Here is a 21360-nt window from a genome sequence, read left to right on the forward strand (position 1 = left end):
AAACGGCTTTCCCCGGAATTGGATTCAGGCAAAAGGTTAGAGCGGCTCTGCGCTTCCGTGAAAGCTAAATCGCTCTAACGCCCCGTTGTTATGCTGCGGCAAGCCGCGCCGCTTCGCGAAACGAGACCAGTCGCTTCGTCTGTTCGTCCCACAGCACCAGCTTGACGCAACGCAGGCTTTCCATGAGCGTGATGCGGCCCAGATCGGCAAGCTCAGGATGATCTCGCAGCACCTCCGGCAGCCGGTAGTAAGGCACCCGGCTCGACAGATGATGCACGTGGTGGATGCCGATATTGCCGGTGATCCACCGCAGCACTGGCGGCAGGTCGTAATGCGAGGCACCGTGGAGGGCCGCATGCTGGAACTGCCAATCCGGCTCCTTCGACCAATGTGTTTCCTCGAATTGATGCTGGACGTAGAACAACCAGACGCCGGCAGCGCCTGCCAGAAGCACGGTCGGAAGATGCACCAGTAAAAAGGGGACGATCCCGACCGCCCAGATCAGCAGCGCGGCGACCAGTGCGATGGCAAGATTGGTTGCCATGGTCGAGACCCAGGGCAGGGCGCCGGAGCGCATCATGCCGAAAGGCAGGCGCTGCTTGAAGAGGAACAGCCATGCCGGTCCGATCCCGAACATCACGATCGGGTGCCGGTAGAGCCGGTAGCCGAGCCGGCCCCAGCGCGACAGCGCGTTATATTCGGCGATCGTCAGCGTTTCGATGTCGCCAACGCCGCGTTCGTCAAGGTTTCCGGCCGAGGCGTGGTGCTCCGCATGCGCCCGGCGCCAATAGTCGTAGGGCGTCAGCGTCAGGATGCCGATCGTGCGTCCAACCCAGTCGTCGACGCGGCGACGGGCGAAAAACGAGCCGTGGCCGCAATCATGCTGGATCATGAACAGCCGGAGCAGGAAGGCGGCGGCGGGAAGGACGAGGATCAGGCCGGGCCAGAAGCTGTAGTGAACCGCTGCCCAGGCGGCAGCCCAGAACAGCGCGAAGGGGACGACGGTGACGGCAAGCTCGAAAGCGCTGCGTCCGGCTCGTGGCTGGCGATATCCGGCAAGGATCTTCAACCAGCGCTTTTCAGCGAAAAGCTCGGCATTCCCCCGCGATCGCTCCGGGTTTTCGTCGGGCTCGCCCAAAGGGGCCACTTGGATTTCCTCGCACTCGCTGCGGCGCGCAGATTCGATCACAGAGTGACGCCGTGAAAGGCCGCGACGGCCGAAAGGCCGAGTGCAATCACTACGGCCGAGCGGATGAGGAAGAGCGGATAGTCGAAGTGGTACATTGTAAGAAGTGTGGTCATGGTTGCAGCAATTCCTGTTTTTCTGAAGACATGTCAATAGGTGATGATGTCACGCCGGCGCGTCCGCCAGGACGCGTTATCACTTGCGCTGTTAGGCGCAGCGAGGGCGAGAGCGGCGGCTCGGTAAGAGGTTCTATTTCTTTGGAGCACTGCCCTGCGGGGCGGTTTTGGTCGCCGTCTTCATCTGATTGGCGAATGTGCTTTCCACCTTCGCTGCCTGCTTGTCCTTCTTCGGCTTCCGGACCTCGCGATTGCTTCTTACCTGTCCTTTTGCCATCGATAAAATCTCCCTTTAGATCGAAATTGAAAGCCGCAGCCTGCGTGGTATTCGCCCCGTTTGTCGGTCGCGATCGGAGATCGCGGGATCGTCATGAGGGGCAACCCGACAACACCGGGCCGCAGGGATGGAATGAAAATGATGCCTGCTGAAACCGCATCGCTGTCTGGAGGCGGATGACCGGAGAGGTCACCGAAAGCCAAACCCGACGTTGAGACGGGGACGTCACCATGCTTTCGCGATCGGGAAAATGGCGGGGCCGGAAACCCGGTCACCGCTAACGCCGCATCGGCCAAATCAGCGAGCTTCCCTTATAGACTAAAATTGAGGTGCCATTAAGGCCGCCGCCGCAGGAAAGCCATATTTCCACAGGGCATAAAGCGCGCCGCACAAAACTGCGCAGCGATTTTGCGATAGCGACACACGTAAAAACAGGACCTGAAGCGCGAGCAACGAATCTTGCGAACGCCTTAGTCATTCACGGAAAACAGGCGGATCAACTTCGTTCTTTCCATCTCCGCTCGGCCTGATGTCGACATGATGCCGCGGTCCAAACAGAGTTCTATGTCCCGTCCGATATCGAGCGGCACCAGCATGCCGCCGGCCTTGAGCAGGCGGTCTGTCATCGACAGAAGCATATCCACTTTCGCCTGGCAGCCATCGACTTCCAGGAGCGCCACCCGGCGCTCCCTGTCGATGTCGGCAAGATCTCTAGCCTGTTGCCGTTGTTGGTAAGCCCCGAATTGCACCCATCCGAAATAACCGGCCGCTGCGACGCAGATACAAAGCAAGAGGGTTTTTCGCACAATATTCCTTCGGAGCCGGGCGGCTCGCTTGCCGCTAGAACATTCAGTGAGAGCATGAGGTCGTCCGAAAACCGCTCACACTTTTCGCGTTATGCTCTAGCCAGCAGCGCGTCTTTCGCGGGGCAATCCCTGTATCGCATATCGGTTAAAGACGGGGGTTACCGGTTTCGGCGGCGTCTTCAGCTTGCCGAAATGGTGTTCGAGCGCTTGTGAGAGCATGGCCGGCGAGGTGACGCCCTCTTCGAACAGCCTGATCAACAGTATGGCCGCGACGTTGAAGACACGTTCGTTGCCGATCAGGATTTTGGCGTCGTAGCCGGCGTCGTCGAGCACGCCTTGCAGCATGTCGAGATCGGACGAAGTCAGATGCGACTTTTCGAAAGTGGAAGACATCGGTCCTCCTTTCATCGGGGCAAGGGTATAAAAACCCTCAGTCGGCAGCGCCCGTACACTGGCTGCCGAAGTTGCGACCATGCGCCTTTCACCCAGGCAACGCAACGGGATTCTTGCTGCAGATATCGCTCCGGTTCATGAGCAGCCCGCACCGTTCAGGGTGCGGGCCGATGACGGTTATTCCGCCGCCTGATAGCTGGGTCTCCGGGCGGCCGATGTCCGCGGACCGGCAGCGGCAAGCAGGGTAATCGCCACCGCAAGCAGCGCCACGAAGGCGATGCCGGCGACATAGGGGTTCCAGCCGAAATGCGGTGCGGCGCCGAAGACTGCCGAGGCGGCCGCAAGCACGATGCCGCCGCCGATCTGGAATGAGGCAAAGAGCAGTCCGGAGGCGAGTCCCGCCTTGTCATCCTCCACATCGGAAAGGGCCGCAACCTGCACCGAGGGGTAGGTCAGGGCGTAACCGAGGCCGAGCGGGATCTGCGAGAACAGCACGAGCAGGATCGGATCGACATGTCCAAGTGCGGTCACCCAGAAGATGTAGCTGAACGCCTGCAGACCGACCCCCACTGCCATCAGCCCGGTGGCGCCGCGATTTTGCGCAAGCGTCGCAAAGCGGGGCGCCAGGAACATCACGAAGACACCGCCAAGCGCAAAACAGAAGCCGGTGGTGAAGGCCGACCAGCCGAGGACGTTCTGATAATAGAGCGTCGCCAGGAACTGGAAGCCGACATAGGCGCCCTGGAAGAGGGCGGCAATCGCATTGGCATGCCGGAGCTTGGCCCGCCGGAACATGCCGAGCGGCACCATTGGATCGGCATGGCGCGCTTCGACCACGAGGAAGAGCAGGATCAGCGCCAGCGACGCGACGAGCGAACCCCAGGTCGCAAAAGCCTGCCAGCCGGCGGCCGCAGCATTGGTGATGCCGAAGACGAAGAGCAGCAGCCCAGGGGTGATCGTCAGCGCGCCGGCCCAGTCGAAGGCCGGCCGCGGTCCCGTCCTTTTCGGGTCGGCGGGCAGCACCAGTGGCGCAACAAAAAGCGTCAGGATGGCGACGGGCGCGCCCATGACCAATGTCGCCCGCCAGCTGATAATCGTCGCAGCACCACCGAGCACCATGCCGAGCACGAAGCCGGCGGCGCCGGTGGAGGAGAAGACCCCGAGCGCCTTTGCCCGTGCCGTTCCCTCGCCGAAGACGGAGAGCAGCAGCGCAAGCGCCGCGGGCGCGGTGAAGGCGGCGGCAATGCCCTTGACCAATCGGGCGGCGATCAGCGTCGGGCCGCTGTTGACGAAGCCGCCGGCGATGCTGGCGGCGGCAAAGATCGCCAGCGACCAGAGAAAGACGCGGCGATGGCCGAAGACATCGGCGACCCGGCCGCCGAGCAGCAGGAAGCCGCCATAGCCGAGCACATAGGCGCTGACGGCCCATTGCAACGAGGTCGCCTCCATGCCGAGTTCGGCCTGGATGGCGGGGAGCGCAACGCCGATGGTGGAGACGTCCATGGCGTCGAGGAAATTGGCGGCGCAGAGCAGCAGCAATGCCAGCCCCGCTCCGCTTCGCGATTTGGAAAGAGTCATCGAAATCGTTCCTTCTTTGCTGCCGCCTCATCGGGGGAGGTTGCCGGGCGGCAGGGAACGAGAAAATGTACAGCTTCCATTCCTATTGCAAATTGATAGTAGCCATGCCAGGTATTACTGACGATGATGAATGATGTCACCCTTCGCAAGATCGACCTCAATCTCCTGCTGGCCTTTTCGGTGCTGATGCAGGAGCGCAATGTCAGTCGCGCCGCCGAGCGCCTGCTGCTCGGTCAGCCAGGCCTGTCGGCCGCTTTGCGGCGCCTGCGCGAGGCGCTGGACGATGAACTATTCGTGCGTGTCGGGCGCGGCCTGCAACCGACGCCGCGCGCCCTTTCCATCGCCCCGGCGATCGAGGATGCGCTGTCGGGTATCGAGCGCGCCATCCGCCCGCAGGCCGAGTTCGATCCGGCAAGCTGGCAGGGCGAGTTCCGCATCGGCATGTGCGACAATCTCGAGTCGGCCTTCTTCGGCCCGCTTGCCGCCCGTCTCCTCCAGCTTTCACCCGGCGCCCGGCTGATCGGTATCGCTTCCGAAAAGCGCGATGCCGCACGCCGGCTGGATGAAGGCGTCTTCGATTTCAGCGTCGCGATGCACGACGAGCCCGCCTCCTGGCACATTCGCGCGCCGCTGTTCGACCAAGTCTCGATCTGCATCTACGATGAAGCTCAGCTCGGGCTGAAGGCGCCGTTGAGCCTCAGGGATTTCGCCAATGTCGCGCATGTCACCGTCTCGTTCGAAGGCAACACCTCGACCGGTATCGACATGGCGCTGAACCGCACCGGCGATGTGAGACAGGTGGTGGCGACCGTGCCGCGCTTTTCCGCTCTGCCGATGGTGCTGAAGGCGATGCCCGCCATTGCCACGGTGCCGGAATCGATCGGTCGCTGCATGGCGCAGTTACATGGGCTGATGCTTTGCGAGCCGCCGCTTTCGCTGCCGGCCGATCCCGTGACGATGCTTTATCGCCGAGTCGACCAGACGGACGGCCGGGCGCGCTGGTTCCGTCGCCTGTTCATCGATGTAGCCAATAAAGCGCTCGAAGCTTCCGGCTGCTGCGTATCCATTCCGAGAGCCGCTGCCTGACGGTCCGTTATAGCTCGCCTTTGTGGAAATAAGCTTCGAGGCGATAGCCGTCCGGGTCGATGATGAAGGCGGCGTAATAGAATTGCCCATAATCCGGCCGCACACCTGGTTCGCCATTATCCGTGCCGCCGGATGCAACGGCCGCCGCGTGAAAGGCATCGACAGCGGCCTCATCAGGCGCGACGAAGCAGAAGTGCAGCCCGGATCGCATGTCGGCAACAACGGGCTGTTCGACCTGCATCACCCAGAGCCCGACCCTTTCCGGGCCGTAGCCGATCATGGAGTCGGAATTGGACAGGCGCTCATATCCGAGCGGCGTCAGCGCCGCATCGTAGAAACGGCGGGCTCTTGCGAGGTCTTTTACGCCGATGGAAATGTGATCGAACATGGACTGCCAACTCCCTATCTTCCGCTAACCCCGAAGGACTGCCCACACCCAAGATGGCTCGACGCCAACATCTTTCAACCGTTGTTCTAAGCATGTCGGATAAAAGTGTGTGGGACAGGCAGTCCCGCGACATCTGCCGCCTGCGGCAAAGCCTGCGGCTGGACATTGCCGCATCCGTTCAGGTCTCGTTCTAAACAGCTTCCTCGGCGACGTTTTGCATCGGCTCCACGTTCGTCACCTCATAGGTCCAGACTCGAAACGCCTTCAGCACATGCGGTCCGAAGGAATTGATGAGCGGTATGTCGGCGGCGTCGCGCCCGCGTGCGACGATGATACGACCGATCCGCGGCGTGTTGTTGCGCGGATCAAATGTATGCCATGCACCGTCCAGGAAGACCTCGATCCAGGCGCTGAAGTCCATCGGATCGACGACGGGAATACCGATGTCACCGAGATGGCCATTGATATATCGGGCAGGAATGTTGAGGCAACGGCACAGCGCCACCGCGAGATGCGCAAAGTCGCGACAGACGCCGACACGTTCGTGGAACGCCTCGAAGGCTGTCCGCGTCGATCGCGCCTGCATGTAGTCGAATTGGATATGGCCGTGAACGAAGTCGCAGATCGCCTGAACGCGGCCCCAGCCGGGTGAGACGGTGCCGAACATATCCCATGCAATTTGACTGAGACGATCCGTCTCGCAATAGCGGCTGCCCATCAGGTAGACGAGGCAATCATCCGGCAACTCCGAAACCGGGACTTCCCTGGCGCCTGGCAGCGACCTGTCCAGTTTGCCGTCGTCTTCGATCGTCGCATCGCCCCATATGGTCAGGTCGCCCGCTGGCGCAACCAGCCGAAGACAGCGGTTGCCGAAGAGATCGCGATAGGAAGAAGTGGGGACATCGGGCGTGGTGAAGACCGTTTCCGGAATTCTGATGTCGGCCGCGCGATCGTCATGAACCGACAGCAGACAGACCAATGCGGTCGGCTGCGGGCAGGTCAGCGTCATTTCATAGCCGTAACGGATCAACATGGAGCGTTCTCGCGCGTCCGGATCCGTCTAGCGGAAATCCGCCGCAGTTAGAGTATAGAAGGCGCGGCGGCGGTACGAATAGGCTTTGTGCGCCACGTCCTGAATGGAGTTGCGCAGGGCGTCGAACGACGAAAGCCACCCCGTTTCCGAAGGCTCGGTTCTTTGCAATGCGGCGTCGGATTTCGCCAGCGCGCCAACCTCGACGAAAAACAACACCTGGAACATGCCGTCATGGCCGATGAAGCGCACTGCATTTCTCGCCGCATCGAAGCTGCGGCTTTGGTTCAAAAAGGCTAGCGCCATGGTTGAACCGGCGGGGTCTGGCGACCGCTCCGGGCGGCGTCCGACAGCCTCAGCCACTCCTTCCGGTATCCTATGTTGAGAAGATTGAAGGACATCATGTCTTCACCGGCCTCCGAACGGCTCTTGCCGATCATGCCATGGTCGGCGTGCACTGGAACGCTTGCAGAGACACGATAGACGGTCCACGAACGGGCAGATTCGATCCGGCGGTCATGTTCGACCTCCATCAAGTAGCGGCCCGACGCACCACATTTATTTTCCCATGTGCCGACGGCAACGGCATTCCGTCTGCGTTCGGCTTCGTCTTCATGACTGTTCACGATGTCAACCTTTCGTCATTCGGGCCGTGGCCATGGCCAAACGTCCTCTCGATCAGTGTTGCGCCGCTACCGGCGGGCGATAGGTTTACCAGTTCCAGGCTATCTTCCGTCGCGACCCGCTCATGACGTTCATCGTCACTGTGGATACGGTATTGCAGCACATTTCCTCTCAGAGGCAGTGTGGCGGTAATGCGGTATGTGTCGGGAAGCTTGGAGGGAACGACCAAGAACCCGTCCTTCACTCGGACAGTCTGCCCCACCTTGAAGATATGCGTTGCTGCCTCGCGCCGGATTGAGCGTCCATTGCGTTGCGGGATGCGCGTAGCGGTCATGACGGTTTGTGGTCCTTTTCGATCGCGGTTTCGAGATCTGACAGGTGGATAGGCATCATCTGCTGCGTCGAACTCTGCGCAGCGATCGCCGGCAGGTGGATGAAGGCGCCGACCCGGCGCCAGGCAAGCCTGGAAACGCTGTCGATCAATTCCTCGTCATAGTCGACGCGGTATTCTCCGGCTGGCTGCGCCCCGTCGAAACCGGGCAGACGGAATGGGGATGAAAAGCGGACGACGGTTTGTGTGGTACGACTGGTCACGGCTGAGGCCTCCGCAGGAATACACCGATGCGTTTCCTGTATCGTTGAGATCCGAACCGGACGAACTCGAGGCTGCCGGTACATCCGCGGTCAGCGCCAAGCTCATTCCGGATCGGAACAGGCGAACTCAACGCCGGAACGACGTCATGGATCGCTATCGAGAATTCAGTGGTGATGGCGGGTCGTAGGTCTCTGACACCGCGAAGCCAAGTCGGCCAAATCGACGAAGCCTATCATTGCGCCTCGATTGAGTTTAAATCAAGATAAATTCTGATTTATCTATGAAAAACGCCAAATTAACTCTTCGCTCACGAAAATAAAATGGAGCGCGATGGCGTAAAAAATTCTATTTATTTGCTGATCAATACAAAATATCCGGTCGGATTGATTTCCTGAATATCTCAAAAAAGTTCATGGGCGAATAATATTTCTTAGCACTCCTATCAATCGAGTGCCACGAATGCTATTTATGAGTTGCAGCCGCCCTACGCGCCGGCAGCAGAAAGACCTCTATGAAATTCCGTTCACTTCACGACCGCGTCGTCATTCGACGTGCGGAAGGCGATGTCAAATCCAAGGGCGGGATCATCATTCCAGACACCGCCAAGGAGAAGCCGCAGCACGGCGAAGTGGTCGCAGTCGGCCCGGGCCTTCGCGACAAAAGCGGCAATCTGGTCCCGCTCGATGTCGAGGTCGGTGATCTCATTCTGTTTGGAAAATGGTCGGGGACAGAGGTCACGATCGATGGCGAAACCCTTCTGATCATGAAGGAGACCGACATCATGGGCATCGTCGAAAAGACTGAAGCGGCTGCCGACAAAGCTGCCTGACCGTCGAATTTGTGACCAGCATCTCAAGACCGAACTGGGAAGAAATATCATGTCTGCCAAGGAAATCAGGTTCTCCACCGACGCGCGCGACCGCCTGCTGCGCGGCGTCGAATTGCTCAACAACGCCGTCAAGGTGACGCTTGGCCCGAAGGGTCGCAACGTTGTCATCGACAAGGCCTATGGCGCGCCGCGCATTACCAAGGACGGCGTTAGCGTCGCCAAGGAGATCGAGCTCGCGGACAAGTTCGAGAACATGGGCGCGCAAATGGTGCGTGAAGTGGCTTCGAAGACCAATGATCTTGCCGGCGACGGCACGACGACGGCAACCGTTCTCGCCGCCTCCATCTTCCGCGAAGGCGCCAAGCTCGTCGCTGCCGGCATGAACCCTATGGATCTCAGGCGCGGCATCGATCTCGGCGTTACCGCCGTCGTCAAGGAAATCAAGGCGCGGGCGATGAAGGTCAAATCGTCAGGTGAGATCGCCCAAGTCGGCACCATTGCCGCCAATGGCGACGCCGCCATCGGTGAGATGATCGCCAAGGCGATGGACAAGGTCGGCAATGAGGGCGTCATAACGGTCGAAGAGGCGCGAACCGCCGAGACCGAACTCGACGTCGTCGAGGGTATGCAGTTCGACCGCGGCTATCTCTCACCCTATTTCGTCACCAATGCCGAGAAGATGCGCGTGGAACTGGAGGATCCCTATATCCTCGTTCACGAGAAGAAACTCGGCAGCCTGCAGGCGATGCTGCCGATCCTGGAAGCCGTCGTACAGACCGGCAAACCGCTTCTGCTCATCTCGGAGGACGTCGAAGGCGAGGCCTTGGCGACGCTTGTTGTCAACAAGCTGCGCGGCGGCCTGAAGGTCGCAGCCGTCAAGGCGCCGGGTTTCGGCGATCGCCGTAAGGCGATGCTCGAAGACATTGCCGTGCTTACATCAGGCCAGATGATTTCCGAGGATCTCGGTATCAAGCTCGACAACGTCACGCTCGATATGCTCGGCCGCGCCAAGCGCGTGCTGATCGACAAGGAGAGCACCACGATCATCGACGGCTCCGGCGAGAAAGCGGCCATCCAGGCGCGCATCCAGCAGATCAAGGCGCAGATCGAGGAGACCACCTCCGATTACGATAAGGAAAAGCTGCAGGAGCGCCTGGCGAAACTCGCCGGCGGCGTCGCGGTCATCCGTGTCGGCGGCGCCACCGAGACGGAAGTCAAGGAAAAGAAGGACCGCATCGACGATGCACTGAACGCCACCCGTGCGGCGGTCGAAGAGGGCATCGTGCCCGGCGGCGGCGTGGCACTGTTGCGCGCCAAGTCGGCGCTGACGGGGCTGACCGGGGAGAACGCCGACGTGACGGCGGGCATCTCGATCGTGCTCAGGGCGCTCGAAGCCCCGATCCGGCAGATCGCCGACAATGCCGGGTTCGAGGGCTCCATCGTCGTTGGAAAACTCGCCGGCAGCAATAATCACAATCAGGGCTTCGACGCACAGACGGAGACCTATGTCGATATGATCGAGGCCGGCATCGTCGATCCCGCCAAGGTCGTGCGCACCGCTCTGCAGGACGCCGGCTCGATTGCGGCGCTGCTGATCACCGCCGAGGTGATGATCGCCGACATTCCCGCAAGAGACTCCGCCCCTGCAGCCGGAAATGGCGGCATGGGAGATATGGGATACTGAGAACAGCCTGAACTGTTCCGGCGTGGCCGGACGGCGCAACCCGAACAATAGACAGGGAGAATTCCAATGTCCGTGCAGAGCAGCAGCAAGACATCGATCACCCAGCGTTTCGAGAGTTACCAGCCATCCAAGACGCTTCTCGTCTGGGCCTGCGTCGTCACGGCGATCGCCACGATGATTATCGGCTTCAGCTGGGGAGGTTGGGTAACAGGCGGCACGTCAAGCAAAGCGGCAGTCGCCGCCGGCGACACCGCACGCGGAGAGCTGGCGTCGGCCATTTGTGTCGAGCGGTTCAATGCGGCGCCGGACGCGAGCGCTAAACTGATCGAGTTCAAGGCGATTACCGAAGGCTACAAGCAGCGGCAGTTCGTCGAGGCCGGCGGTTGGGCGACCATGCCTGGGCAGACTTCACCCGACAGCCGAAGTGTTCAAGCCTGCGCCACCGCGCTTGCCGTCTGACACCATTTTCAGAGCGCTCCGATATGTGTGCGGAGCGCTTCCACTCTCAAAGCAGGAAATGACCAATGATCCGTTTCGTGAAAAAGAGCGACCCGCAGCCACCCGCAGACGACAACCGCTTCCAGAAAATCCGCGAGGCAGCTGCCGACGAGCATAAGAAAGCCGCCAATGACAGCACGCCCCGCCGCGCCCCGCGGGCGCCGGAAGATGAAGACCCGCTTATCTGAGAGGGTATGGAAAGGCGTCCTTGAACAGGTCTCCAGCGCAGCTGTGTAAAGCCGGCATACGGCGCGATCTGAGAACAGGGACGCACCAGGGCCCCTTGAACACCTAGCGATAATCCAGCCAGATCCCGCCGGCATCGGCGGAACGCACGCAGTTTTCCACCCAGCGCACCCCTTCCAGTCCGGCATCGACATCGGGAAAGACCAGCTCTTCGATCCCCGCAGGGGCGAGGCCGCGCTCTCTGTTGATGGCGAAGCCGAAGCGGCGATAGAGGTTCGCCCAGGCTTCGAAGAGACCTTCCGGGTGGCCGCCGCCGATCCGGTCGTCGATCCTGGCCTCGGGATAGAGATAGTCCATGCCACGCTCGAGAATACGGGCCGGTTCGCCCTGGATCTCGTAGGAGAGCTGGTTCGGCCGCTCGTCCCACCATTCGATACTGGCCTTCGAGCCGACGATGCGGATCTTCTGGCCGTGCATGGAGCCGGCATTGACGGCGCTCGACCAGATGGTGGCGATCGCGCCATTATCATATTCCATCAGGGTCACCGCATTGTCTTCGAGCGGCGCTCGGCTTTTGACGAAGCTCTGGCGGGTGCAGAGGAGACGTCTGATCTTGAGGTGCGGCAGGATGACCTTGGCGATATAAAGCGGGTGGGTCCCGACATCGCCGAGGACATAGCTGGGCCCCGCGAATTTCGGATCGACGCGCCACCGCGTCGAGGGGTTTTGCTCCTCCACCGCAGCACTATGGAAACCATGGGCGAATTGCAGGTTGACGATGCGGATTTCGCCGAGATCGCCATTCCTGACCATGGCGCGCGCCTGCTCGATCATCTGATGGCCGGCATAACCATAGGTCACGCCGACGATCCGGCCGCGCGCCTGGGAAAGCGTCTTCAGCTCTTCGGCTTCGGCGGTCGTGAAGCAGAGTGGCTTTTCGCAGATCACATGCAGATCATGTTCGAGTGCTGCCTTGCAGATCGCGAAATGGGTGTTGTTGGGTGTCGCGATCGACACGGCCTCGATGCCGTCGGCCCGCCGGGCCTCAGTCGCAAACATCGCCGCATAGTCCCGGTAGCTCCTGGCTTCGTCGAGCCCGAGATCGACGCCGAACGCGCGGCCGCGTTCCGGATCGATATCGAAGGCACCCGCCGCAAGGGCAAAGACGTCGTCGCGATGCGCTGCCGAGCGATGAATATAGCCGATCTGGCTGCCTCTGCCGCCGCCGACCATGCCCCAACGGATCGGCTTTTGCCTGTTATTCGTCATCATCTTTTCCCTAAAAACCAACCGACCGGAGGTAATCGCGGCTTTGCTTCACATCTTCGAGGCTGCCGGCGACATTCCTCGGATCACGCTCCTGTTCGACGGTGATGAAGCCGTGATAGCCGATCTCCTCGAGAGCTCGTTTGACGGCGGGATAATCGATGACGCCGCGGCCGATCGGACACATCACGCCCTGTCCGCAGGCATCGAAGAAGCGGATCTTTTCCCCAAGCACGCGGTCGAAGACGGTCTGGTCGATGTCCTTGAAGTGGACATAGTCGAGCCGGTCGGCATAGCGGCGAAGCATCTCCACGGGTTCCATGCCGGCATAATAGCTATGGCCGGTGTCGAGGCAGAAGCCGGCGATCTCCTGCGGAATGTCTCTTGCCACCCGCTCGATCTCATCGGCGAATTCGATATAGCCGCCCGCATGCGGGTGGATGACGGCGCGCACGCCGTATTTGCGCTGAGCGAGTTCGGCGATCGCCGTGATATTGGCGACCATCCCGGCCCAGGCCTTGTCATCGAGACGCGGTGCACGATCGGAATGGCCGGCGGCATAGTCGCGCTCGTCGTGGCCCCAGTCCATCACTGTGAGATAGGGTGTCCTGAACCGCTGGCCTGCCACCTGATCCGGCTGCGGCAACTTGGTGATGACGGCGCAGATCTCATCCGTCTGCCGCAGCAATGTCTCCCGGTTTTCAGGAGAGACCAGATCGTCGAAGATCGTGCCGGCGACGATGAAGAGATTGCGCTCGGTGAGCGCCTTGGCAACGAGCGCATCATCGAGCGGCACGTAACCATAGGGGCCGAGTTCGAGGCCGCCATAGCCGGCCGCCGCCGCCTCGTCGAAGACGCGTTCCCAGGCGGGAAGGTTTGGATTGTTAACGTCGTCCACGCCCCAGCAGCAGGGGGCTGTCGTAATGGTGATGGTCACGGTTTTATTCCTGATAGTGGTGCCGGGGCGGATGTTGACGATCAGCCAAGTTTCCCGGGCCAGTATTTGTCGACATATTTCTGGATTTCGGAGCGCATGAAGCGCCCGGAATCGTCGGCGCGCTCCTCCCAGCCGAAGACGCAGGCGGTGATGATGCCGTCGAATCCGACCGCGGCGAGCGAGGAGAAGAAGACATCCCAATTGATCTCGCCTTGGTACATATCCATGTGCTGATGGATGGTGACCTTCGCGCCCGGCGGATTGATGATGTAGCGCAGCCCGGATGAGGCCTTGTGATTATAGGTATCGGCCACGTGCACATGGGCAATCAGCGGGCCGGCATCGCGGATCATCTGCGCCATGTCGTCACCGAAATAGAAGGTATGCGGCGCGCAGTAGAGGAACTTGACGTTCTTCGAGCCGATGGTCTTCAGCATGTCGATCGCCGGATGCAGCGTTTCGCACCAGTCTTCCGGATGCGGTTCCATGTTGAGCGTGACGCCTTCGCGCTCGAACACCGGAACGAGTTCTTCTATCGAGCGCCACCAGGCGGCCTCGCTGTGCTCGTGGGTATGCATGCCGCCGCAGCAGCTGGCGCGGTGGCTGCGATCCGGCGATGGCCCGCGGCCGAATTCCGAGTTCATCGTATCGCAGCCCATTTCGGCCGAAATCGCGATCGCTTCCTTCCAGTAACGCACTGCTGCCTGCCGCTCGTCCTCATGCGGGCTCGCCCAGCGGTACATCGGCAGGATCGAGGCGAGCTGGACGCCGTGATCCTTGAGGGCCGCCTTGAATTCCGCGATGCGTTCCTTGTGCGCCCGCGGGCGCACCCACCAGGGCAGAAAATCGTCGCGCGGTGAAAGCTCGATATGCTCATAACCGAGTTCCGCTGCCTTGCGGCAGAGGTCGCGCAGGTTGAGGTGACGGTGCATATGCGGGTCGAGTGCGATCTTCATCTGGCTCCTCCGTCATCCCCGGCCGCTTCGGGCCGGCGGATGATCCTTGATCTCGGTTGTTTTGGACCGTCCGGTGCTCCTCCCGGATTGCTGGTACGATACGGCTGCGGCGCCCCCATGCTCCAATGCTTCCTTGATCAAATTTGATCATTGACCTCACAGCAGGCCGATGCTTTGCTGTGTCAAGCTTTGGGAGTGGGTGAGCCTGATGAAGGTGACTTTGAAGGATGTCGCAAGCCAAGCCGGCGTTGGCACAGCGACCGTCGAGCGCGTCCTCAACGGCCGCGGCGGCGTGCGGCCGGGAACGGTGGAGAAAGTCTTCCTGGCGGCAAGGCGGCTTGAATACCGGCAAAGCCTGCCGGTCGCCCATCGCGGTCTGATCCGGATAGAGGTGATCCTCGTTCGCCCGGAGACCAGCTTCTATTCGCGTCTGAACCGGGCGTTCGAGCGCATCGCCGCCTCGCTCGACGACAGCATCACCGTTCACCGCACCTTCGTCCGCGAGAACGAGCCGGCGCAATTCGCCCGCTACATCGCCAACCCGACGGCACGCCGGTCGGCGCTGATCGTGGTCGCGCCCGACCATGCCGATGTGGTCACAAGCGTGCGCAAGGCGGCCGGTCTCGGCATTCCCGTTGTACAGATCATGACCCGTCCGGCCCCCGAACTGCCCTATGTCGGCATCGACAACTATGCTGCAGGACGCACCGCAGCTCACTACATGTCGGGCATGCTGGCGCAGCGCACCGGTTCGTTCGTCGCTCTCTGCCACAGCGGCGCCTATGAGAACCATAAGGAGCGGATCCGCGGCTTCTCCAGCTATCTCTCGGAGAAGGGTTCAAACGACCATCGTTTCATCGAGGTCATGTTCGACCTCGATGACGAGCACAATGCCATGGAGCTGCTGCAAGCGGCACTCCGGCGCGAGCCCGGCATCATCGGGGTCTATAGTGCAGGCGGCGACAACAAGGGTGTTGCCAGGGTGCTCGCGGCCAACAAGGCTGGGCGGCCCTTCTGGGTCGGCCACGAATTGACGCGAGAGACGCAGGACTATCTCAGCCGTGGCATCATGTCGATCGTGCTCGACCAGGCGCCGGAGGTCCAGGCGAGGCGATCGATAGACCTTGCCCTGAACAGGCTCGGTCTCATCGAGATGGAGGTCAGCGCCGAGCCGGTGCGCTTTCTGACGATCACACCGGAAAATCTTTGAGGGGATAAGGATGCCCGGACAATCCGCTCGAATGAGCGCCAGCGGCTTTCACGGCGCCGGCGCGGACTTACTGCAGCTGCGGCTTCTTAAGAAAGCTGTTGCGGTCGGCGGACTTGATGCGCAGCCAGGCTTCCCGGCCGTTCCTGAGGATGCGCATGGGGATCTCGGCGCCGGCCGGGCCGCTGCTCCAGACCTTGCGGTAGAAATCGGCCAGGCCGTCGACCTCTTCGTCGCGGATTTCCGATATGATATCGCCCTGACGCAGGCCCGCCTGAGCGGCCGGCCCGCCTTCGGCCACGCTCATGACCACCACGCCGCCATTGCTCTCGGCGGAGAAGGCGCCGAGCCAGGGCCGCGGCGGTCTGTTGACCTGTCCCCGGTTCAAGAGATCGTCGAGGATCGGCGGCAAAAGGTCGATCGGCACGACCATGTTGATATCGGCGACCTCGTCGCCATCGCTCATCTGCAGGCGAAGCGAACCGATGCCGAGAAGCTTGCCGTCCGAACCGATCAGCGCCGCACCGCCCCATGAGGGATGGGCTGGTGACGTGAAAATCGCCTCGTCCAGCAGATATTCCCAATAGCCGGCGAATTCCTGCCGGGCGACGATATTAGCCTCGACGAATTCTCCGATGCCATCGGCCAGCACGACGGGATCGCCGGCCTTGGCCGTGGCCGCGTCGCCGAGATCCACCGCCGGCGCATTCAGAGGGCCAAGCGCCTGCACCAGACCGAAGCCGCTTTCCTGATCATAGGCAAGCGCATGCGCGGGAACCACACGCCCGTCATGGGTCGTCAGCCAGACCTCTTCGGCCTCGGTGATCAGATAACCGATGGTCAGCACCAGCCCGTTGTCGCGAATGACCACGCCGCTGCCCTCCCGGACAGTGCCCAGCGTCTCCGCTGTGAAGGCATCTTCCGGAATGGAGGAACGGACGGCCACGACTGACCGCAAAATCGGATCGATATTCATGCTTTCATCCCGATGGGCGCCGACGCGAAAGGCCGAAAGCCGGCGCATTCTTCCTTGAATAGGTAAGAGAATCGACGGCAGGTGCAAGACCGTATCGGAGCGAATTTCGGCAGGCCAACGCGCGACCTCCCTCCGATGCCTGCACCAATCAAGGTTTCACTGAGCGCCGAGACTATCTCGCATGGCACCGGCGGGCGGATGAGCGCGACCATATTGCCGCGGCGAGCATCCCATCACTCTCTTGAAAGCGGTGCTGAATGCGCTTTCGGATTCATAGCCGAGCGACAGGGCGACACCGGCAATTGCTTCGGCCGAGTTTGTCAATCGGTCACCGGCGAGAAGCATGCGCCAGCGCGTCAGATAATCCATCGGCGCAAGCCCGACCTTTTCCTTGAAGTGGAGAGCAAAACTGGACCGCGACATCGAGGCACGTTCAGCCAGTGACTGCAGCGTCCACTTGCGGGCTGGATCGGCATGCAGGGCACCGATAGCCGCACCGATCCGCCGGTCGGTAAGCGCGAAAAGCCAGCCGACGCCGCGCGCATTCGGCGATGCGATATGGAGGCGCAACACCTGCATGAGCATAACATGAGCAAAATGCTCCGCCATCAGAAAGCCACCCGGCTGCTGGTCGCGCAATTCGCGCGTCATCCGATCGAGACACCAGCGCAGCACGGCGGCGTGATCGGAATCCCTCTTCACGTGGACGATCGGCGGCAGGATTCCGAGAAGGATGTCCGAATTTCCTCCCGAAAAGGAAAAACGGCTGCCGATCAGGAAGAAATCGCCGCCGCCATTGCAAGTCGCAATGCCGTCGCGGGCGATCGAATAGATCGCATCGGACGGGATCGCTTCGAGAGCCGGATCGCTGGCGAGACGAAAGGCTCGGCGGCTCGTCAGCAGAAAGCAGTCGCTTTCCTCCAGGCGGACAGCTTCGGGGACGCCATCGACGCTCAGCCAGCACGCGCCTGAAATCACTGCGTTGAACTTGATGCCGTCAGGGGGAGGAAAATCGATCGCCCAAGCACCGCCAGCGTCAAGCCCCGCGGAAACATAGCTGCGCGGTTTGAGCAATGCGAGAACATCGGATAACGGGTCCATGTAGAAATCCGGACGATGGCGAAGAGATGCCGGACTTTAGCGCATGGATCGTCTGGAAGCCACGCCTTATTCTCGCGACCGTCATCCCGAGCGACGGCAACGCGCCGCAGAACAAAGGTAATTATCATGAGTGACAAACAAGTCCCCATCCGCTCCGGATTTGGAGCCCACACGACGGCCGGCGAGGTTTTGGCCGGTCTCGATCTTTCCGGCAAGCGCGCCATCGTCACCGGCGGCCATTCCGGCCTCGGGCTCGAGACCACGCGCGCTCTGGCGGGCGCCGGCGCGAAGGTGACCATCGGCGCAAGGAGCATCGAGGCGGCGCGTAGCGCGGTCGCCGGTATCGATGGCGTAGAGATTGATCGGCTCGACCTTTCCGACCTCGAAAGCGTTCGCGCCTTTGCCGAGCGGTTCGTCGCATCTGGCCGCAGCATCGACATTTTGATCAACAGCGCCGGCATCATGGCCTGCCCGGAAACGCGTGTCGGCGACGGATGGGAGGCACAGTTCGCGACCAATCATCTCGGCCATTTCGCCTTGGTCAACCGCCTCTGGCCGGCGATCTCGCGCGGCACTCGCATCGTTTCGGTTTCCTCCGGTGGCCATGGCAACTCGGCCATACGATGGGAGGATGTGCATTTCGAGACCGGTTACGACAAATGGCAGGCCTACGGCCAGTCGAAGACCGCCAACGCACTTTTCGCCGTGCATCTGGACAGGCTCGGGCGCGACACCGGCATCCGCGCCTTCTCGCTGCACCCGGGCAAGATTTTTACCCCCTTGCAGCGCCATCTCGCAAAGGAGGAAATGGTCAGTGCCGGCTGGATCGATGCAGACGGCAATCCGATTGATCCGACGTTCAAGACACCAGCCCAGGGGGCAGCGACGCAGGTTTGGGCGGCGACCTCGCCACAACTCGAAGGTATGGGAGGCCTCTATTGCGAGGACTGCGATATCGCCATCCGCGCAACGGTTGGAGAACCCGGCGGCGTCAGCGACCATGCAGCCGATCCCGAGGAGGCGGCACGCCTGTGGATCTTGTCGGCAAGGCTGACCGGCATTGACGCTTTCGCGGCGTACGCCTGAAGCCATGGCTCGCGGCAAACCGTCGTCAATGCGCGCTGAAGACGCTGCCGATTGTCTTGCCGTCCTCGCGCCTCACCCGGGACTTCTCGGGTGAAGCCCGATCGGCAAGCCGAGCGGATCGTCAGCACGTCATTGGCGCACACGCTGCCGAAATCGGCCTGCGACAGCGCGGTCGTCGTGCCAGATCGAATTTGCGCAAACAACAGTCAAATCCGGCGACAATCCGTCATTAAATTGTATCAAGGCGTGCGCAAAAGCTGCGGCATTTCGACGTGCATCATTCTCGGGACTTGGCGCGCGACATTTTTCGTGACAGCGGCATTATGCAACAATATACGGTCAATCTCATCAGGAATCAGACCGACACGGATCACGACATGAAAGACTGGCATCCCGATCTCAGCCGCAGCAGCAGTCCGCGTTATATGGCGATCGCCGATGTGATCGAAATGGATCTGCGCAGCGGGCATCTGGTGGTTGGGGACCGGCTGCCGCCGCAACGCGAACTCGCCAAGCGGCTGAATGTCGATTTCACGACGGTGGCGAGAGGTTATGTCGAGGCGCAGAAGCGTGGGCTTGTGGATTCGCATGTCGGCCGAGGCACCTTCGTTACCGGTGGCGCGGACAAGGAGCGCCAGGGATTCGCGCCCGACGCCGCGCCCGATCCCCGCCGCGCCTCCATCGTCGATTTCTCGATGAACATGCCGCCGGAAACGCACGACCCCGAGCTGATCGCCCGCATGCGCGAGGGCATGTCGGCGGTGACGGCGAACCTCATTCCGCTTCTGCGCTACCAGGGCTTCGGCGGCTCCAGCATGGACAAGGAGGCTGCGGCCTCCTGGCTCAGCCGTCGCGGGCTGGTGCCCTCGCAGGAGCGCATCTTCGTCACACCCGGTGCCCATCCGGCCCTGCTGGCGATCTTCGGCCTGCTGGCAAAACCGGGCGAAACCGTGCTTTCGGAAATCATCACCTATCCCGGCATGCGCTCGATCGCCGCCCAGCTGCGGCTCAATCTGGCCGGTCTGCCGATGGACGAGGACGGTATCCTGCCGGACGCCTTTGCCGAGGCCTGCGAGAGATTGAAGCCGAAGGCGCTCTATCTCAATCCGACGCTGCAGAATCCGACGACGCTGACCATTCCGGCCAGGCGCCGTGAGGAGATCTGCGCCGTTGCCCGCAAATATCATGTGCCGATCGTCGAGGACGATGCCTATGGCTTCATTCCGCAGCACGGCCCGGCGCCGCTCGCGGCAACAGCGCCCGATCTGACCTGGCATATCGGCGGGCTGGCGAAATGCATCGGCGCGGGTCTGCGACTTGCTTATGTCGTAGCGCCGGACAGCAAGGCCGTGTGGCCCTTCGTCAGCGCCATGCGCGCCAACAATGTTATGGCCTCGCCGCTGACCGTGGCGCTCGCCACCCGCTGGATCGAGGACGGCACCGCCGATACGATCCTGCGTTTCATCCGCGCCGAGGCCGCCGCCCGCCAGCAGATGGTCGCCGCCATCCTGCCGGCCGGCAGCTACCGCGCCGATCCGATCAGTTTCAACATCTGGCTGCCGCTCTCCAACGGCTGGACCCGCTCGACCTTCGGCAGCCACACCCGTTCTTCCGGCATCGGCGTCGTCGCAAGCGATGCCTTCACGGTCGAGGGCGCGGCGCCCGAGGCCGTGCGTGTCTGCCTTGGCGGACCGATCACCCGGGAGAAATTGCAGGGCGCACTGGAATTCATGGCCCATGCGCTGGAAGGCCCGCCGGAAATGGCAGCGTCGTTCTTCTGACGCGGAAACGCCGCCCCAGGCTGATCAGGCACGAGCGGTCGAGATCAGATCGGTCTGGCCCTGATCTGTCGGGGCCTGGGCGAAGCGAAACCGTCACGTTCACGTCTGATTCGCCCAGGCTGCCAGGCCTGGCTGCGGCCCCAAATGCTGCTTGATAAATCTGCAGTCAGCTTGCTGCCGGCATGCGCTGGGGAGCTCTGCGGCATTCTGGCGAATTGACTGGTAATTTCCCTATAATGTAATTATATTGAATGCAGTCATTATAGATATTGATGGCATAAATGTTCGCGAAGCAAGAAAGCGAGATCGTCATGGACACGGAATATCCCCCACTTCCTCCGATGCAGACCGGCATCAAGGGACGCTGTCCGCGCTGCGGCCAGGGCCATATGTTCAAGGGCTTCCTGACGTTGCGGCCGGAATGCGAGGTCTGCGGTCTCGATTATTCCTTCGCCGATCCGGCCGACGGTCCGGCCTTCTTCGTCATCTGCTTCGCCTGCATCCCGAGCGTGCTGCTCGGCGTCTGGTTGGAGGTGGCCTTTTCGGCGCCGATCTGGGTGCAGCTTCTGGTCACCGGTCCGTTCATGCTCGCCACCTGTATTCCGCCGCTCCGGCCGCTGAAGGGCTGGCTGGTCGCCAGCCAGTATTTCTACAAGGCGGAAGAGGGCAAGCTCGCCTAGAGCATGATGCCGAAAAGTGTGAGCGGTTTTCAGACGACATCATGCTCTACTTCTTTGATTTAGATCAGGATTCAGATTTTGGGCCGATCGGGCC

Annotated in this window: 25 protein-coding genes; 9 read left to right on the forward strand and 16 right to left on the reverse strand. The window is 61.4% G+C overall.

Features of this window, described 5'->3' with window-relative positions; translation table 11 throughout:
- Nucleotides 1–88 precede the first annotated feature (88 nt).
- From AC2444_RS05075 to AC2444_RS05095, 5 genes are all read right to left on the reverse strand, one after another.
- The gene (locus tag AC2444_RS05075; protein ID WP_041935488.1) at nt 89–1138 is read right to left on the reverse strand and encodes a fatty acid desaturase; all 1050 of its coding nucleotides are present in this window, start codon (nt 1136–1138) and stop codon (nt 89–91) included.
- A gap of 297 nt (nt 1139–1435) precedes the next feature.
- Nucleotides 1436–1579, reverse strand: a complete 144-nt coding sequence (locus AC2444_RS05080) for a hypothetical protein (protein WP_003546677.1) — start codon at nt 1577–1579, stop codon at nt 1436–1438.
- 470 nt (nt 1580–2049) lie between these two features.
- Nucleotides 2050–2385, reverse strand: a complete 336-nt coding sequence (locus tag AC2444_RS05085) for a hypothetical protein (RefSeq protein ID WP_012756679.1) — start codon at nt 2383–2385, stop codon at nt 2050–2052.
- Between the two features lie 96 nt (nt 2386–2481).
- A complete protein-coding gene (locus AC2444_RS05090; protein ID WP_017993428.1) occupies nt 2482–2859 on the reverse strand; it encodes a hypothetical protein in 378 nt (125 codons plus the stop codon).
- Nucleotides 2860–2955: 96 nt separating this feature from the next.
- The gene (locus AC2444_RS05095) at nt 2956–4356 is read right to left on the reverse strand and encodes an MFS transporter (protein WP_012756681.1); all 1401 of its coding nucleotides are present in this window, start codon (nt 4354–4356) and stop codon (nt 2956–2958) included.
- Between the two features lie 123 nt (nt 4357–4479).
- Here AC2444_RS05095 and AC2444_RS05100 point away from each other — a divergent pair, with 123 nt between their 5' ends.
- A complete protein-coding gene (locus tag AC2444_RS05100; protein WP_012756682.1) occupies nt 4480–5442 on the forward strand; it encodes a LysR family transcriptional regulator in 963 nt (320 codons plus the stop codon).
- A 7-nt stretch (nt 5443–5449) separates the two neighbouring features.
- Here the strand turns inward: AC2444_RS05100 and AC2444_RS05105 are convergent, their stop codons facing one another.
- The 6 genes from AC2444_RS05105 to AC2444_RS05130 form a co-directional block, all read right to left on the reverse strand.
- A complete protein-coding gene (locus AC2444_RS05105; protein ID WP_012756683.1) occupies nt 5450–5830 on the reverse strand; it encodes a VOC family protein in 381 nt (126 codons plus the stop codon).
- Nucleotides 5831–6020: 190 nt separating this feature from the next.
- The gene (locus tag AC2444_RS05110; protein WP_012756684.1) at nt 6021–6863 is read right to left on the reverse strand and encodes a transglutaminase-like domain-containing protein; all 843 of its coding nucleotides are present in this window, start codon (nt 6861–6863) and stop codon (nt 6021–6023) included.
- Between the two features lie 27 nt (nt 6864–6890).
- A complete protein-coding gene (locus AC2444_RS05115; protein ID WP_012756685.1) occupies nt 6891–7166 on the reverse strand; it encodes a DUF1488 family protein in 276 nt (91 codons plus the stop codon).
- A complete protein-coding gene (locus tag AC2444_RS05120) occupies nt 7157–7486 on the reverse strand; it encodes a hypothetical protein (protein ID WP_012756686.1) in 330 nt (109 codons plus the stop codon). The genes AC2444_RS05115 and AC2444_RS05120 overlap by 10 nt, the downstream gene beginning before the upstream one ends.
- Complete coding sequence (locus AC2444_RS05125) at nt 7483–7818, reverse strand: hypothetical protein (protein WP_012756687.1); 336 nt, start codon at nt 7816–7818, stop codon at nt 7483–7485. The genes AC2444_RS05120 and AC2444_RS05125 overlap by 4 nt, the downstream gene beginning before the upstream one ends.
- A complete protein-coding gene (locus AC2444_RS05130) occupies nt 7815–8078 on the reverse strand; it encodes a hypothetical protein (RefSeq protein ID WP_012756688.1) in 264 nt (87 codons plus the stop codon). The genes AC2444_RS05125 and AC2444_RS05130 overlap by 4 nt, the downstream gene beginning before the upstream one ends.
- A 512-nt stretch (nt 8079–8590) precedes the next feature.
- Here AC2444_RS05130 and AC2444_RS05135 point away from each other — a divergent pair.
- The 4 genes from AC2444_RS05135 (at nt 8591) to AC2444_RS05150 (ending at nt 11278) form a co-directional block, all read left to right on the forward strand.
- The gene (locus tag AC2444_RS05135) at nt 8591–8908 is read left to right on the forward strand and encodes a co-chaperone GroES (protein WP_012756689.1); all 318 of its coding nucleotides are present in this window, start codon (nt 8591–8593) and stop codon (nt 8906–8908) included.
- 49 nt (nt 8909–8957) lie between these two features.
- Nucleotides 8958–10592: a chaperonin GroEL gene (gene groL / locus AC2444_RS05140; RefSeq protein WP_012756690.1), complete on the forward strand. Its 1635-nt coding sequence runs from the start codon at nt 8958–8960 to the stop codon at nt 10590–10592.
- A gap of 66 nt (nt 10593–10658) precedes the next feature.
- Entirely contained in the window at nt 10659–11051 is a 393-nt protein-coding gene (locus tag AC2444_RS05145; RefSeq protein ID WP_012756691.1) for a hypothetical protein, read from the forward strand.
- Nucleotides 11052–11116: 65 nt separating this feature from the next.
- A complete protein-coding gene (locus AC2444_RS05150) occupies nt 11117–11278 on the forward strand; it encodes a hypothetical protein (RefSeq protein ID WP_012756692.1) in 162 nt (53 codons plus the stop codon).
- Between the two features lie 103 nt (nt 11279–11381).
- Here AC2444_RS05150 and AC2444_RS05155 read toward each other — a convergent pair whose 3' ends face one another.
- From AC2444_RS05155 to AC2444_RS05165, 3 genes are read right to left on the reverse strand one after another with little or no spacing between them, the layout of a single operon-like run.
- Nucleotides 11382–12548 carry a Gfo/Idh/MocA family protein gene (locus AC2444_RS05155; RefSeq protein ID WP_162770431.1) on the reverse strand — a complete coding sequence of 389 codons (1167 nt, stop codon included), beginning with the start codon at nt 12546–12548 and terminating at the stop codon, nt 11382–11384.
- Between the two features lie 7 nt (nt 12549–12555).
- Nucleotides 12556–13479, reverse strand: coding sequence for a TIM barrel protein (locus tag AC2444_RS05160; protein ID WP_012756694.1), 924 nt, complete (start codon nt 13477–13479; stop codon nt 12556–12558).
- A gap of 41 nt (nt 13480–13520) precedes the next feature.
- Nucleotides 13521–14435 (reverse strand): sugar phosphate isomerase/epimerase family protein, encoded by a 915-nt coding sequence (locus AC2444_RS05165; RefSeq protein ID WP_012756695.1) that lies wholly within the window; start codon nt 14433–14435, stop codon nt 13521–13523.
- Nucleotides 14436–14643: 208 nt separating this feature from the next.
- Here AC2444_RS05165 and AC2444_RS05170 point away from each other — a divergent pair, with 208 nt between their 5' ends.
- Nucleotides 14644–15645, forward strand: coding sequence for a LacI family DNA-binding transcriptional regulator (locus AC2444_RS05170; RefSeq protein WP_041935489.1), 1002 nt, complete (start codon nt 14644–14646; stop codon nt 15643–15645).
- Nucleotides 15646–15712: 67 nt separating this feature from the next.
- Here the strand turns inward: AC2444_RS05170 and AC2444_RS05175 are convergent, their stop codons facing one another.
- Nucleotides 15713–16618, reverse strand: coding sequence for a S1C family serine protease (locus tag AC2444_RS05175; RefSeq protein ID WP_012756697.1), 906 nt, complete (start codon nt 16616–16618; stop codon nt 15713–15715).
- Between the two features lie 156 nt (nt 16619–16774).
- Nucleotides 16775–17719 (reverse strand): AraC family transcriptional regulator, encoded by a 945-nt coding sequence (locus AC2444_RS05180; protein WP_012756698.1) that lies wholly within the window; start codon nt 17717–17719, stop codon nt 16775–16777.
- Between the two features lie 126 nt (nt 17720–17845).
- Between AC2444_RS05180 and AC2444_RS05185 the strand changes: the two genes are divergently transcribed.
- From AC2444_RS05185 to AC2444_RS05195, 3 genes are all read left to right on the forward strand, one after another.
- Nucleotides 17846–18805, forward strand: coding sequence for an SDR family NAD(P)-dependent oxidoreductase (locus AC2444_RS05185; protein ID WP_012756699.1), 960 nt, complete (start codon nt 17846–17848; stop codon nt 18803–18805).
- 377 nt (nt 18806–19182) lie between these two features.
- On the forward strand, nt 19183–20586 hold the full coding sequence (locus AC2444_RS05190) for an aminotransferase-like domain-containing protein (protein ID WP_012756700.1): 1404 nt from the start codon (nt 19183–19185) through the stop codon (nt 20584–20586).
- Nucleotides 20587–20897: 311 nt separating this feature from the next.
- Nucleotides 20898–21266, forward strand: a complete 369-nt coding sequence (locus AC2444_RS05195; RefSeq protein ID WP_003546717.1) for a DUF983 domain-containing protein — start codon at nt 20898–20900, stop codon at nt 21264–21266.
- Nucleotides 21267–21360 lie beyond the last annotated feature (94 nt).

This window comes from Rhizobium sp. WSM1328 (assembly GCF_057653715.1).

Bases quoted from the DNA above. Each gene is read 5' to 3' on its own strand.
- AC2444_RS05080 (WP_003546677.1), bottom strand. From the start codon at position 1,579: ATGGCAAAAGGACAGGTAAGAAGCAATCGCGAGGTCCGGAAGCCGAAG.
- AC2444_RS05090 (WP_017993428.1), bottom strand. From the start codon at position 2,859: ATGGTCGCAACTTCGGCAGCCAGTGTACGGGCGCTGCCGACTGAGGGT.
- AC2444_RS05095 (WP_012756681.1), bottom strand. From the start codon at position 4,356: ATGACTCTTTCCAAATCGCGAAGCGGAGCGGGGCTGGCATTGCTGCTG.
- AC2444_RS05100 (WP_012756682.1), top strand. From the start codon at position 4,480: ATGATGAATGATGTCACCCTTCGCAAGATCGACCTCAATCTCCTGCTG.
- AC2444_RS05105 (WP_012756683.1), bottom strand. From the start codon at position 5,830: ATGTTCGATCACATTTCCATCGGCGTAAAAGACCTCGCAAGAGCCCGC.
- AC2444_RS05110 (WP_012756684.1), bottom strand. From the start codon at position 6,863: ATGTTGATCCGTTACGGCTATGAAATGACGCTGACCTGCCCGCAGCCG.
- AC2444_RS05115 (WP_012756685.1), bottom strand. From the start codon at position 7,166: ATGGCGCTAGCCTTTTTGAACCAAAGCCGCAGCTTCGATGCGGCGAGA.
- AC2444_RS05125 (WP_012756687.1), bottom strand. From the start codon at position 7,818: ATGACCGCTACGCGCATCCCGCAACGCAATGGACGCTCAATCCGGCGC.
- AC2444_RS05135 (WP_012756689.1), top strand. From the start codon at position 8,591: ATGAAATTCCGTTCACTTCACGACCGCGTCGTCATTCGACGTGCGGAA.
- groL (WP_012756690.1), top strand. From the start codon at position 8,958: ATGTCTGCCAAGGAAATCAGGTTCTCCACCGACGCGCGCGACCGCCTG.
- AC2444_RS05145 (WP_012756691.1), top strand. From the start codon at position 10,659: ATGTCCGTGCAGAGCAGCAGCAAGACATCGATCACCCAGCGTTTCGAG.
- AC2444_RS05150 (WP_012756692.1), top strand. From the start codon at position 11,117: ATGATCCGTTTCGTGAAAAAGAGCGACCCGCAGCCACCCGCAGACGAC.
- AC2444_RS05155 (WP_162770431.1), bottom strand. From the start codon at position 12,548: ATGATGACGAATAACAGGCAAAAGCCGATCCGTTGGGGCATGGTCGGC.
- AC2444_RS05165 (WP_012756695.1), bottom strand. From the start codon at position 14,435: ATGAAGATCGCACTCGACCCGCATATGCACCGTCACCTCAACCTGCGC.
- AC2444_RS05170 (WP_041935489.1), top strand. From the start codon at position 14,644: ATGAAGGTGACTTTGAAGGATGTCGCAAGCCAAGCCGGCGTTGGCACA.
- AC2444_RS05175 (WP_012756697.1), bottom strand. From the start codon at position 16,618: ATGAATATCGATCCGATTTTGCGGTCAGTCGTGGCCGTCCGTTCCTCC.
- AC2444_RS05180 (WP_012756698.1), bottom strand. From the start codon at position 17,719: ATGGACCCGTTATCCGATGTTCTCGCATTGCTCAAACCGCGCAGCTAT.
- AC2444_RS05185 (WP_012756699.1), top strand. From the start codon at position 17,846: ATGAGTGACAAACAAGTCCCCATCCGCTCCGGATTTGGAGCCCACACG.
- AC2444_RS05190 (WP_012756700.1), top strand. From the start codon at position 19,183: ATGAAAGACTGGCATCCCGATCTCAGCCGCAGCAGCAGTCCGCGTTAT.
- AC2444_RS05195 (WP_003546717.1), top strand. From the start codon at position 20,898: ATGGACACGGAATATCCCCCACTTCCTCCGATGCAGACCGGCATCAAG.